Here is a 12,416-nt window from a genome sequence, read left to right on the forward strand (position 1 = left end):
GGCACCACCATGACCCGCACCGCCGTCAGCACCGACGCAGCGCCCCGGCCCGCCGGCGCGTACTCCCAGGCCGTCTGGCTCGGCGACCTGCTGTGGACCGCCGGCTTCGGCCCGCAGGACCCCGAGACCGGGGCGGTCGCGCGCTCGGTCACCGAGCAGACCCGCCAGGTGCTCCGGAACGTGCGCGCGACGCTCGAGGCCGCCGGCCTGACGATGGACGACGTCGTGAAGACGACCGTGCACCTCGCGGACCTCGCGGACTTCGCCGAGTTCAACGCCGCGTACGGCGAGTTCTTCTCCGACCCGGCCCCGGCGCGGACGACGGTCGGCTCGCAGCTCGCGGGGATCAAGGTGGAGATCGACGTCGTGGCGGGACGCTCCGCCTGAGGTCGCCCCGGCGCGCCGCGGCCCGGACCGGGGCCGCGGCGCGCCGCTAGAACAGGGTCGCGAGGAGCTCCGTGACCCGCAGGTCCGCGTCGACGACGGGCACGACGCGCCACTTGTCGAACGCCGTGCACGGGTGCGAGACGCCCAGCTCCAGCAGGTCGCCGGGCGACAGCGGCGTCGGCGCGGGCCCGGCGGCCTCGAGGTACGCGTGCTGGTCGTTCGTCCGGGTGAGCGCCCAGCCGGCCACGGGCTCGGGCGCGGCCCCGGCGCGGTGCACGCGCAGGGGCACCGGCAGCCCCTCGTCCACGGGGACGTCGCGCTTCCCGGCGCCGACGATGGCGAGGCCCGGTTCCGGGCAGGACGTCACCTGCGCCCAGACCCGCAGCGCCGGGCGCAGCCCGCCCGGCACGCGGGTGAACGGGGTGCGCCGCGCGTACACGCCGTGGTCGTGCGTCACCGTGGACCCGCTGCGCAGGAGGACCCGCGCCGGGAGGCCGCCGAGCACCGGACGTCCGCCGAGCACCTCGGCGACGACGTCGAAGTACGCCGACCCGCCGACGGACACGGTCACCTCGTCGGCGTCGATCAGGCCCGCCCCGGCGAGGGCTGCCGCGCGGTCGCGCAACCGCTCGAGGAACGACCGCACCTCCGGCACGCCCGGCAGCCCGCCCTCGTAGGCGGTGACACCGAGCAGCCGGACCCCGGCCCGGGCCCGGGCGGCGGTCGCCAGGTCGAGCACGTTGTCGTCGTGCCGCAGGCCCGTCCGGCCGCCCGCGTGGCCGAGCTCGAGGAGCACCCCGACGGGCCGCGCCGGGTCGGCGACGTCCGCGAGCCGGGCGAGCCCGGCGGCCGAGTCGAGCTGGACGACGACCTCGCCGTCCGCGTTCCCGGGACCGGCGAGCCAGCGGAGCACCGGGTCGTCGAGCACCTGGTTCGCGAGGAGCAGCCGGCGCACGCCGGCGGACCGGGCCGCCAGCGCCTGGTTGCCGGTGGCCACGGTCATGCCCCACGCGCCCGCCGCGAGCTGGCGCGCGAACAGGCCGGGCGCCATCGACGTCTTGCCGTGCGGCGCGAGCAGCAGCCCGTGCTCGGCCGCGAACGCGGCCATCGTGGCGACGTTGTGGTCCACCGCGCCGCCGTCGACCGTCAGCAGCGGCCAGGTGAACGAGCCGTCGAGCAGGTGCCGGCCGGCCGACAGCCAGGCGTCCGCGGCGACCGGCTCCGGCTGCCACAGGCCCTTCGTCCACGGCCCGACCACGGCGGGTGCGCTGGTCGGTCCCGAGCTCGTGACGGAGTCCACGGCGTCGACGGTAGGTCGGCGCCCGGCGGTCGCGGGAGCCCGGCGGACGATGTGTGTGCGGGCCGCACGGGCGCCGCACCGGACGGGGCGGGGGCGGTGCTCAGCCGGCGGCCGGCAGCGACCGCACGACGCGCGCCGGGTTGCCCGCCACGACGACGTCCGGCGGCACGTCCTTCGTCACCACGGACCCCGCGCCGACCACGGACCGGGCGCCGATCGTCACGCCCGGGCACACCACCACGCTGCCGCCGAGCCACACGCCGTCCTCGATCGTGATCGGGGAGACCCGCTCCCACCCCTGCGGGCGCAGCTCCGGGTCCAGCACGTGCGTCGGCGTGTACAGCCGCACGCTCGGGCCGATCAGCACGTCCGCGCCGATGCGGATCTCGCCGCCGCCCAGCGTCAGGAATTCCGCGTTGACGAAGGTCCGGTCGCCGAGGTGCAGGCGGTGCCCGTAGTCCAGGTAGAACGGCGGCCGGAAGTCGACGCCCTCGCCCACGGTGCCGAGCAGCTCGCGGAACAGCGCCTCGGCCGCGGACCGGTCCTCGTCGTAGAGGGCGGTGATCCGGCGGCACGTGCGCTGCGTGCTGGTCGTCAGCTCCGCCAGCTCGGGGCCGGACCGGTCGCGGTACCAGTCGCCGGCCACCATCTTGTCGTACTCGGTGCGGCCGTCCGCGAGGGCGGTCGCGAGGTCGAGCTCCTGCACGGGCTCCTCCTTCGTCGCGGACGACGAGTGTCCCAGGCGGGGGCCGCGGGCCGGCGGGACCTCCGGCACCTGCGGCTCCTGCGGCAGCTGCGGCTCCTGCGGCACCCGCGGCGGCGTCCGCTCCTGAGCACGGCTCACCCCCGGAGCGTGACGACGCCGCGGGCGCCCGGGGCGAGGCTGGCGGGGTCGGGTCGGGCGCCGGTGCGGGAGGGGGCGAGGTGGCGTGCTCTACCACATCCGGGTGGTCGGCCCCGAGCGTGATCTCGGCGGGCTGGGCGACTACGCCGACATCGTGGCGGCCCCGACGCGGGACGGGGCGATCCTGTCGTGCGAGGTGCCGGACGCCTCCGGGCTCACCGGGGTGGTGGCGCTGCTGTGCGACCTCGGGGTCGCCATCGCGGAGCTGCAGGCGGTCACCCGCGGGGCGTGACGGGGCCGGCGCCGGTCGGCGGGTGCGCGGGTGCGCGGGTGCGCTCAGCCCAGTACGCGCAGGGTCGGGGCCCACGCCGGCGCCGCCGCCGGGCCGTAGAGCCGCAGGACCAGGCTGAACGGCCCGGGCGGGACCGGCAGCCAGCCCGACCGCCCGCGCGCGTCGGCCGGCTCGTCGTGCTGCAGCGTGACGGTCAGCGAGCCGTCCCGGCCCCAGGGCAGGTCCGGCGTGCCCGGCCCGAGGGCGCACCGACCCGCCCGGTTGGCGACGAGCTCGCCGGACGGCTCGGCGTGGGCGGCGAGCGACCAGAGCAGCCGCGCCGGCGGCGGGGTCCGCAGCGTCATCCGGTACCGGCGGTGGCCGTCGAGCGGCTCGCCGTCGAGCAGCCGCCAGCGCAGGGTGCGGACCTCCTCGGGCTCGGGGGCGTGCAGCTCGTACTCGGCGGCGACCGCCCGGCGCAGCGCCGCCCCCCGCGCGACGAGCACCCGCGTGCGCCCGCCGGCACCGCGCCCGCTGGCACCGCGCCCGTCGGCACCGCGCCCGTCGGCGTCGTGCCCGCCGGCGCCCGGCAGCGCCGTCCTGCTCAGCACGCCGAGCCGGACCCACCGCTCGACCCGGGTCCGGTCCGCGGGGTCGGCAGGCGGGGCGAGCCGGAGCAGCAGCGCCAGGTAGTCGACGAAGCCGGCGCCCCAGGCGCGCTCCTCGTCCCACGGCAGCCAGTCGAGCGAGGGCGCCGGCCGGGGCGGCGGGACCCCGCCGAGCGCGTGCAGCGGGCGGACCCGGTACGCGCGCTGCAGGTCCTGCGCCGCGGCCAGGTCGCCCGGGCCCGGCACGCCGGTGCGGGCCACGACCCGGACCAGCGGCGAGCCCGACCGCAGCACGCCGCGCACACCGGGAGGCACCGGCCCGGCCCAGCCGGGCCCCGCTACGGCCCAGTCACCGGCACCGGGCCCGGTGCCGGCGGTGCCGAGGTGGGCCACCGTGCGCGCCAGCAGGTCGAGGACCTGCAGTCCGGCGTACCGCCCGGCGGGCAGGTCGGGGTGGCCGACGACGGCGGGCTCGGCGCGCAGGTCCAGCCACCCGCTCGACCGGAGCAGCAGCGGGTCGGCGTGGCGGGTGCCGTCCCCGGGCGCGGGCGGCCCGTCGTGGTCGAGGACGCCGAACGCGGCGAGGCCGGTGCGCAGGTCGGTGCGCAGCTGCCGGTAGCCGAGCAGCGCCGGGTGCGCCCAGACCGCCGCCTCGGCGGCGGCGCGCACCACCTCGGCGTCGTGCGCGACGGGCGCCGGGGAGGACGGGGTCTCCGGCATCGCCCACCGCCCTCGTCCCCGTCCCGCACCGACGCCCACCAGCGAAGCCGCGGGCCGCCGTGCGGGCCTCACCCGCGGTGTGTGAACGGGGGGAGCGGCTGCCGGGCTCACCCGCACCGGGTGAGGGAGTCACGGCGCGATGTGACTCAGGATCACCGGGGACCTGTCACTCTGGTGCCGGGGGAGCCGGGGCCCGCGAGCAGGCGGGCTACGGTGAGGTCGAGCACGCGTCGGGGGGCGTGGACATGAACGCTGGTGACGACGGCGGCACGACGGGACCGGAGGGGCAACCGGGGGCACGGCGAGGACGCCCGGTGCCCGGCGGGAAGTTCACGGTGCCCCGACCCCCGCACGGGCTGGTCGCCCGGTCCCGGTGCGACGCGGCGCTCGCGGCCACGGTGGGCGGCCACCGGCTGACCGTGGTGAGCGCTCCGGCGGGCTTCGGCAAGACGACGCTGCTCGCGCAGTGGGCCGCCCGGGCGCCCGGCCCGGTGGCCTGGGTGTCGCTCGACCCGCTCGACGACGAGCCCGGCCGCCTGGTGCGCGTGCTGGGCGAGGGGCTCGCCCCGCTCGCGCCCGGGGTCCGCCCGGACGCGGGGCCCGCCTCCGTCCGCGCGCCGGGGACGCTCGCCCGACGGGTGGACGCCCTGGTGACGGCCCTGGAGACGCTGCCGCCGGAGGCGGTGGTCGTCCTCGACGACGTGCACCTGCTCTCGGCCCGGACGGCCCGCGAGGTCCTCGGCCCCGTGCTGCGGTACGCGGGCCCCCGGTTCGTGCTGGCCGGCCGGTACGACGCCGCGCTGCCGGTGAACCGGATGCGGATGGCGGGCGAGGTGGGCGAGCTGCGCGAGCGCGCCCTGGCGTTCACCGAGGAGGAGGTCGCCGACGTGGTCCGAGCGGCCGGCGTGCCGGCGGACGGCACCGCGGTCCGCGCGCTCTGGGAGGTGACGCGGGGCTGGCCGGTCGCCGTGCGGCTCGCGCTGGCCGCCGACGTGCTCGCCGGGTCCGGGGAGCCGCTGGCGCAGCTCCGGGACCGGGACGTGCCGATCACGGGCTACCTGGTCGAGGAGGTCATCGGGTCCCTGCCCGACGACCTCGCGGACTTCCTGCTGCGCGCGAGCGTGGCCGCGCAGGTGGACCCCGAGCTGGCCGAGGCGCTGGTCCCGGGCGGGGCCCGGCTGCTCGACGAGTGCGTCGGCCGCGGGCTGTTCCTCACGGACGTCGGCGACGTCGGCGACGGGCCGGTGTACCGGTGGCACGCGCTGGTCGCCGCGCACGCGCGCGCGGTGCTCGCGCGGCGGGACCCGCTCGCCGCGCGGGTCGCGCACCGGGTCGTCGCGGCGCACCTCGGGCCGCGGGACCCCGCGGCCGCGATCCGGCACGCGCTGGACGGGCACGCCCCCGACCTGGCGGCGCGGGTGCTCGGCGAGCGGTGGCCGGACCTGGTGGTGCGCGGCGACGTCGGCCAGGTGCGCGGCCTGCGCGCCGCGCTGCCGCCGCGGTACCGCAGCGACCCGGACGTGCTCCTGGCGCTCGCGGCCGCGCACGCCTACGAGGCCGACGGCGAGGGCGACGACGACGGCCGCGCGGCGTGGGTGGGGGAGCTGGTGCGGACGTTCCTCGGGCCCGGACGCCCGTCGCTGCAGGAGTCGGTGCGCCGGGGCCGGGCGCTGCTCGACGACGGGGTCGCGGGCGGTGGCGCGCCCGACGACGCCGCCCGCGCGCTCGGCCTGTACCTCGTCGGACGGGCCGCCCTCCAGCTGTACGGGCCCGACCCGGCGGCGCTGACCCACCTCGCGGAGGGCGGGGCGCTCGCCGCGGAGCGCGGCTGGGTCGCGCTCGAGCTGGGCTGCCGCGCGGAGGAGGCGCTGGCCGCCGCGCAGCGCGGCGACGCCGGCGCCGCGCTGGCCGCCGCGCAGGTCGTGCTCGCCACCGCGGCGCTGCACGGCTGGCAGGGCGCGGGCATCGTCGCGTCGGCGCACCTCGCCTGCGGCATCGCCGCGTACTGGCGCGACGAGCTGTGCGCCGCGTCGGGCCACCTGCAGGCCGCCGTGGAGGCGGCGGGGCGCAACCGGCGGGAGGTCGCCGTGCACGCGGCCGGGGTGCTCGCGATCGTCTGCCTCGCGCAGGGTGACGCCCCCGGTCTGGCCCGGGCGCGGGAGATCACCGACGCGCCGTGGCCGGACGGGTCGGCGCCCGAGCACCTGACCGCGTTCCGCGACTTCCTCACAGCCGTGCAGCTCGGCGCCGAGGACCGCCCCCGGGAGGCGCTGGCGCTGGTCGACGAGACGTCGGTGGCGTTCTCCGACCCGCTGGCGCTCGGCTGGCAGAGCGACCTGCTGCTGCGGATCGGGGAGATCGAGGCCGCCGAGCGCGCGCTGGACGCCGCCGAGCGCGCCGCGGCCGCGGCCGCCGCCGCGCTGGGCGGGACGCCCGCCCCGGTGCGGGTCGCCAACCTCGCGGCGCAGGCCGCGCTGCGCGCCGACGAGGACGACGCCGCGGCGCACCTGGCCCTCGAGGCGGCCCTCGCCGCCGCCGCGCCGCACGGGCTCGTCCGGCCGCTGCGGGACCGCGCCGCCGCGCTGCACCCGCTGCTCTCGGCGCACCTGGAGTGGGGCAGCGCGCACGAGCCGCTGGTCACCCGGCTGCTGGTCGCCGAGCACGAGTCGCCCGCACCGCGGGCGTCCGCGTGGGACCTGACGCCCCGGGAGCGGGACGTGCTCGCCTGCCTGCGGTCGTCGCTGACCTCGGAGGAGATCGCGGGCTCGCTGTTCCTCTCGATCAACACGGTGAAGACGCACATGCGGGCGATCTACCGGAAGCTCGGGGTGGACGGGCGCCGCGCGGCGGTCCGGACGGCGGTGCAGCGCGGCCTGCTCTGAGCGCGCGGCAGGGCGGCGGCGCCCGCCGGGCACCGCCGCCCCGCGACCTCGACCGGGCGCGGCCCCGTCAGGTCGCCACGGGCCGCAGCTCGCCGCCGTGCACGATCAGCGCCCAGAGCACCGTCACGCACAGGCCGATCGACACCAGCGACCACCAGGGCGTCGCGGGCAGCGCCACGAACTGCAGCAGCAGCTGCAGGCCCACCAGCACCACGGCCGTGACCCGGGCCCAGCCGGCGGCCGTGGTCAGCAGCGAGATGCCGACCAGGAACACCAGGGCCGCGACCGCGAGGTGCACCCAGCCCCAGGTGGAGACGTCGACCGTCGCGAGCCCGTAGCTCGTCCAGGCGACGATCGTGTGCGGCGAGAACACCGCGACCAGGCCGCTGAACATGCCCCACAGGCCCATCAGGATCATCATCAGCGCGGCGAACCAGATCCAGCCGACCCAGGCGCTCTCCCGCGGCCGGGCCGGCGCAGCGGACCCCTCGTGCGCGTACGTCCTCGACATCGTCGTCATCCTCCCCGCCGGGCCGGACCCGGCTGCCCCACCGGTCAGGCGTTCTCCTCGAACGCCTCGCGCAGCCGCGCCTCCTCGTCGTCCGACAGGTTGGTCTGGATGAGCTCGGGGTGGATGCCCTGCTCCTTGAGCGCCGCGATCACCCGGTCCGGCACCGCGTTCGACGACAGCAGGAACAGCGCCGACGTCCCCGGCGTGACCTTGCTGCGCACCGACTCGATGAAGTCGTCGTCGATGCCGACGTCCGTGAGCGACCCCGCGAGCGCGCCCGCCGCCGCGCCGATGGCGGCGCCGATGAGCGGGACGAAGAACAGCAGGCCGAACAGCATGCCCCAGAACGTCCCGCCGAGGGCGCCGGCGGCGGCGAGGCTGTGCGCCTGCCGGGTCTTGGGCTTCGATTTGTCCGGGTCCCAGGACACCGTGGCGGCGTCGTGCACCTGGATGAGCTCCTGCTTCGCCAGCGACTCGAGCGCCTGCTCGGCCTGCTGGGCGCCGCCGGGGGTCTCGAACTTCCACACGCTGAGAGTGGCCACCGTCGTGCTCCTTCGTCGGTCGGGTCGGTCCCGTGGTCCTCCACGCCGAGGAGGGACCCCTGCCAGCGTCCTGGCGCCGCCGAGCCGCGCGCATCGCCCGGGCCGGGTGACCCCGGGCGGCGGCCGCGGGCGGCGGCCGCGGGCGGCGGCCCCGGCCCGGTGGGTGCCGGCGCGGTCCGGCGGGTCATCCGCGACGGACGACGCCCCGGGCCGTCCCGGGGGGACAGGCTCGTCGCGAGCACCGACGACCGGGGGGAGTCGCCATGCCCGACGACCGCGCTGCGCGCGCGCCGCGCCAGGCGCTCGCCGCGGTGGCCGCCGCGGCGGGCCTGGCCCTGGTGCTCGCGCGCGCCCGGGCCGGGGTCGCGCTCGAGCCGGTCGCCTGGGAGGCCGCGGCGCAGCTGGTCGGCGCCGCCGCGCTGCTCCTGCGCCGGGAGCCGGTGGCGCTCGCGGTGTGCCTGCCGCTGTGCCTGCTGTCGCCCGTCGTCGCGACGCCGGTCGCGCTGTACCTGGTCGGGCGGTGGGCCGGGCCGCGTGCGGCGTGGCTCGGCCTGCTCGCCGCGCTGGCGATGATCTGGCCCGTCTGGCGGCTGACCTCGTTCCGGTCGGGCGTCGCCCTGCCCCTCGTGCTGCTGCTCGCCGTGCTGGTGCCGTGGCTCGCGGGGCGCGGGCAGCGGTCGGCGGCGGCCGCCACCGCGCTCCGGCTGGCGCAGGAGCGCACCGCCGCGGAGGCCGCGACCCTCGCGGTGCGGCGGGCCGAGCGCACCCGGCTCGCCGGCGAGCTGCACGACGTGGTCGCGCACCGGATCAGCCTGATCGTGCTGCACGCGAACCTGTTCGACGGCGCCTCCGGCGACCCGGCGGTGCGCGCCGCTGCGGCCGAGATCCGCGACACCGGGCGCGCCGCCCTGGACGAGATGCGCGAGGTGCTGCGGCTGCTGCGGCACGAGCCCGGCGAGGCCGGCCTCGCCCGGCACGCGCTCCCGGAGGTGGAGGGCCTGGTCGCCGCCGCGCGCGACGTCGGGCAGCCCGTCACCGCCGTCGTCGCGGCGGTGCACCGCGACCCGCCGGACCCCGCGGAGCGCACCGCCGTCCGCGTGGTCCGCGAGGGCCTGACCAACGCGGTCCGGCACGCGCCCGGCGCGGGCACCCGCGTCCTGGTCGAGGACGCCGGGCCCGAGCTGCACGTGCAGGTGCTCACCACCGAGGCGCGGCCGGTGCCGACGGGGCTCGCGACCGGCGGCACCGGCCTGGCCGGGCTGCGCGAGCGGGTGGCCCTCGTGGGCGGGCGCCTCGACGCCGGCCCGACGCCCGCGGGCGGCTTCGTGCTCGACGCGCGGCTGCCGCGCCGTGCCGCGCCGGCATGATCCGGGTGCTGGTGGTGGACGACGAGGCCTCGTCCCGACGGGGCGTCGCCCGGCTGGTCGGCTCCGCGCCGGACCTGGAGGTGGTGGGGGCGACCGCGGACGGGCGCGAGGCGGTCGAGCAGGTGCGCGCCCACCGGCCCGACGTCGTGCTGCTCGACCTGCGGGTGCCCGTGCTGGACGGCCTCGGCGCGGCCCGGGAGATCCTCCGGGCCGGCACGGCCGTCGTCGTCCTCGCCACGTTCCCGCCCGACCGGCACCTCGTCCCGGCGCTGCGGCTCGGGGCCGCCGGGTACCTGCTGAAGGACAGCACCGGCGAGGAGCTGCACCGCGGGATCCGCGCCGCCGCCGCGGGCGGGACCGTGCAGTCGCCGGCCGACACCCGGCGGCTGCTCGACGCCCTCGGCCCCGCGCCGTCCGGCACCGCGCAGGCGGCGCGGGACCGGGTGGCGCCGCTCAGCGCACGGGAGCGCGACGTGCTCGCCTGCGTGGCGGAGGGGCTGCCGGACGCGGACATCGCGGTGCGGCTGCACCTGGCCGAGCCGACCGTGCGGGCGCACCTCGCGCAGGTGCTGACGAAGCTCGGTGCGGCCAACCGCACCCAGGCGGCGATCGTGGCGCACGAGGCGGGGCTGGCGCCGCCGGCCGGCGGGTGAGGCGCGGGGCGCGCCGGCCCGCCCCGCACGGCTGGCACGATGGCGGCCATGTCCGCCTGGCGCACCCACGACTCCCGCACCGTCTACGAGAACCCGTGGATCCGGGTCCGCGAGGACGCCGTCACCCGGCCCGATGGCGGTGCCGGCGTCTACGGGGTGGTCGAGGTCCGGCACCCCGCGGTGTTCGTCGTGCCGGTGACCGACGACGACGAGGTGGTGCTGGTCGAGGTCGAGCGGTACACCACCGGCGGCGTCTCGCTCGAGGTGCCCGCGGGCGGGTCGGACGGCGAGGACCCGGTCGTCGCCGCCCGGCGCGAGCTGCGGGAGGAGACCGGCCTGGCCGCCGCCGAGTGGACGCACCTCGGCCCGGTGTTCTCGCTCAACGGTGTGGCGCACGCGCCGGGGCACGTGCTGCTCGCCCGGGGACTGCGGCCGGCGGACGAGGCCCACGCCCAGGACGAGGAGGGCATCGTCGCGGTCCGCCGGGTGCCGTGGCCCGACGTGCTGACGCTCGTGCGCGACGGGGCGATCACGGACAACGAGTCCCTGGGCGCGCTGCTGCACGCGGCGATCGCGCTCGGCCGGGTGTCCTGACCGCACCGCCTCCGTCCCGGTCGGGCGACGTGGCGCCCGCGGCCCGGAGACCCGCGTCCCAGCCGGGTGCGCGGCAGCCCGCGGGGGGCCCGAGCGGGGTGGGGTCCAGGCCGGCCGCCGCCAGCAGCCACGCCGCGACCGAGTTCGACGTCCACATGTCCCGCCCGGCCGGCGCGCGTCCGACCCGGGCGGGCCCGCGCGGTCCCCGCGCACCCCACGTGCGGACGGGCACGCTCGGCGCCGCGGCCAGCAGGGCGTCCGCGACCCGCGGGTCCGCCGAGGCCGGCAGCCGTACGACCGCCCACGCCAGGTCCGGCACCGACCCACCCGCCCAGCACCGCACCTCGTACCGGAACAGCCTCGACCGACCGAGCAGCCGGGTGCCGACCGGACCGGTCGCGACCACCCCGCGGTCGACCGCCGGCGGGCCCCAGGCGGGCGTCACCTCGACGGCGACCTCGTCGCCGTCCGAGGGCCGCAGCAGCAGGGCGGCGTGCACGAGCGCCCGGGGCGGCCGGCGGTCGTGGAGCGCGGCCAGCGCCTCGTAGGCCCGGCCGCTCGCGCGCACCACGCGGGGTCCTCCGGCGCCGAGCGGGATCCAGCAGAGCTGGACGGCGGCCGCGGGTCCGGCGTCGGGTGCGAGGTAGGTGCTCATGTCCCCATCCCGCCACCGCCGCGGCCGCCGCCGCCACGGACCGACGTCCCTGGCGGCGCACCGGCCCCGGCGCGGACGGGGGTTCCACGGCGGGCGGCCCGGCTGCTACGGTCGCGACCGGGTAAGGAGAGCCTTACCAATCCCGCCGTCAAGGAGCGCCCGTGGCTCGCAGCACCAACACCGGCCGGCGCAAGCCCGAGGTCACCGAGCTGCTGACCCTGCACGTGCTGCGCACCCAGCGGGTGTCCACGGGGTTCGTCCGGGTCACGCTGGGCGGCGGAGACGCCGCGCGGTTCCGGCCCATGGGCTACGACCAGTGGTTCCGGCTGTTCATCCCCGTGGCGGACGACGCGGTGCTGTCCCGGCTGCCGAACCGGCTCGACACCCTCGCCTACCTGAAGTACCTCGCGATCGCCCGGACCGAGCGGCCGGTGCTGCGGAACTACACGGTCCGCGCGTACCGCGCCGACGGGCCGGACGGTCCCGAGCTCGACGTCGACTTCGTGCTGCACGGCACGCCCGAGGACGGCACCTCCGGCCCCGCCGCGACCTGGGCGCGGACCTGCGCGCCGGGCGACGCCGTGGCGATCCTGGACGAGGGCATCACCTTCCCGGCGGCCGCCGCCCGGGACCGGCTGCTGCTGGTCGCGGACGAGACCGGGCTGCCCGCCGTCGCCGGCATCCTCGGGTCTCTGGGTGCGGACGCGCGCGGGGTCGCCGTGGTCGAGGTGCCGCACGCCGACGACGTGCAGGACCTCGACGGACCCGACGGCGTGCAGGTGCGCTGGGTGGTGCGCGACGACCCGCACGCCGTCGCGGGACCGGCGGCGCTCGCTGTCGTCGAGGCGCTGCCCCTCCCGGCGGAGCCCGTCACGGCGTGGGTCGTGGGGGAGCAGTCGCTCGTCGCCGGGGCGCGCCGGCACTGGGTCGGCGCGGGCGTGCCGAAGCAGGACGTCACGTTCTGCGGGTACTGGCGGGCGGCGCGGGTGCGGGCGGCGGCGTGATGCGAGGCGCGACCGGCCGGGGGTGAGCTGCGGGGCGACCTGCGGGGGGCGACCTGCGGAGGGTGACCTGCGGGGGGC

13 protein-coding genes are annotated in these 12,416 nt (G+C 78.7%); 7 read left to right on the forward strand and 6 right to left on the reverse strand.

Features of this window, described 5'->3' with window-relative positions; translation table 11 throughout:
- Positions 1-9 precede the first annotated feature (9 nt).
- Positions 10-387 (forward strand): RidA family protein, encoded by a 378-nt coding sequence (locus MHY85_RS07370; RefSeq protein WP_239194958.1) that lies wholly within the window; start codon positions 10-12, stop codon positions 385-387.
- Between the two features lie 46 nt (positions 388-433).
- Here MHY85_RS07370 and MHY85_RS07375 read toward each other — a convergent pair whose 3' ends face one another.
- Entirely contained in the window at positions 434-1,687 is a 1,254-nt protein-coding gene (locus MHY85_RS07375; RefSeq protein ID WP_239194968.1) for an alanine racemase, read from the reverse strand.
- 100 nt (positions 1,688-1,787) lie between these two features.
- Positions 1,788-2,531 (reverse strand): sugar O-acetyltransferase, encoded by a 744-nt coding sequence (locus tag MHY85_RS07380; RefSeq protein ID WP_239194970.1) that lies wholly within the window; start codon positions 2,529-2,531, stop codon positions 1,788-1,790.
- Between the two features lie 85 nt (positions 2,532-2,616).
- Between MHY85_RS07380 and MHY85_RS07385 the strand changes: the two genes are divergently transcribed.
- Positions 2,617-2,823, forward strand: coding sequence for a hypothetical protein (locus tag MHY85_RS07385; RefSeq protein WP_158375856.1), 207 nt, complete (start codon positions 2,617-2,619; stop codon positions 2,821-2,823).
- A 44-nt stretch (positions 2,824-2,867) separates the two neighbouring features.
- Here MHY85_RS07385 and MHY85_RS07390 read toward each other — a convergent pair whose 3' ends face one another.
- A complete protein-coding gene (locus MHY85_RS07390) occupies positions 2,868-4,130 on the reverse strand; it encodes a DUF1254 domain-containing protein (protein ID WP_239194972.1) in 1,263 nt (420 codons plus the stop codon).
- A 314-nt stretch (positions 4,131-4,444) separates the two neighbouring features.
- On the opposite strand from MHY85_RS07390, the gene MHY85_RS07395 reads away from it, so the two are divergent.
- Positions 4,445-7,012, forward strand: a complete 2,568-nt coding sequence (locus MHY85_RS07395) for a LuxR C-terminal-related transcriptional regulator (protein ID WP_239194974.1) — start codon at positions 4,445-4,447, stop codon at positions 7,010-7,012.
- Positions 7,013-7,079: 67 nt separating this feature from the next.
- Here MHY85_RS07395 and MHY85_RS07400 read toward each other — a convergent pair whose 3' ends face one another.
- Positions 7,080-7,523 (reverse strand): hypothetical protein, encoded by a 444-nt coding sequence (locus MHY85_RS07400; protein WP_239194976.1) that lies wholly within the window; start codon positions 7,521-7,523, stop codon positions 7,080-7,082.
- A 44-nt stretch (positions 7,524-7,567) separates the two neighbouring features.
- Positions 7,568-8,065 (reverse strand): DUF1269 domain-containing protein, encoded by a 498-nt coding sequence (locus MHY85_RS07405; protein ID WP_239194986.1) that lies wholly within the window; start codon positions 8,063-8,065, stop codon positions 7,568-7,570.
- 263 nt (positions 8,066-8,328) lie between these two features.
- On the opposite strand from MHY85_RS07405, the gene MHY85_RS07410 reads away from it, so the two are divergent.
- The 3 genes from MHY85_RS07410 to MHY85_RS07420 are packed head-to-tail and all read left to right on the forward strand — an operon-like array spanning position 8,329 to position 10,679.
- Complete coding sequence (locus MHY85_RS07410) at positions 8,329-9,432, forward strand: sensor histidine kinase (protein WP_239194988.1); 1,104 nt, start codon at positions 8,329-8,331, stop codon at positions 9,430-9,432.
- Entirely contained in the window at positions 9,429-10,085 is a 657-nt protein-coding gene (locus tag MHY85_RS07415; RefSeq protein WP_239194990.1) for a response regulator transcription factor, read from the forward strand. Before MHY85_RS07410 ends, MHY85_RS07415 begins: the two co-directional genes overlap by 4 nt.
- A gap of 48 nt (positions 10,086-10,133) precedes the next feature.
- Entirely contained in the window at positions 10,134-10,679 is a 546-nt protein-coding gene (locus MHY85_RS07420; RefSeq protein ID WP_239194992.1) for an NUDIX hydrolase, read from the forward strand.
- On the opposite strand, the gene MHY85_RS07425 is transcribed toward MHY85_RS07420, so the two are convergent.
- Positions 10,615-11,334 (reverse strand): hypothetical protein, encoded by a 720-nt coding sequence (locus MHY85_RS07425; RefSeq protein WP_239194994.1) that lies wholly within the window; start codon positions 11,332-11,334, stop codon positions 10,615-10,617. The genes MHY85_RS07420 and MHY85_RS07425 overlap by 65 nt on opposite strands.
- Before the next feature lie 161 nt (positions 11,335-11,495).
- Between MHY85_RS07425 and MHY85_RS07430 the strand changes: the two genes are divergently transcribed.
- On the forward strand, positions 11,496-12,338 hold the full coding sequence (locus tag MHY85_RS07430) for a siderophore-interacting protein (protein WP_239194996.1): 843 nt from the start codon (positions 11,496-11,498) through the stop codon (positions 12,336-12,338).
- The last annotated feature ends 78 nt before the right edge of the window (positions 12,339-12,416 follow it).

It is taken from the genome of Cellulomonas sp. ACRRI (assembly GCF_022346185.1).
Taxonomy (GTDB): Bacteria; Actinomycetota; Actinomycetes; order Actinomycetales; family Cellulomonadaceae; genus Cellulomonas.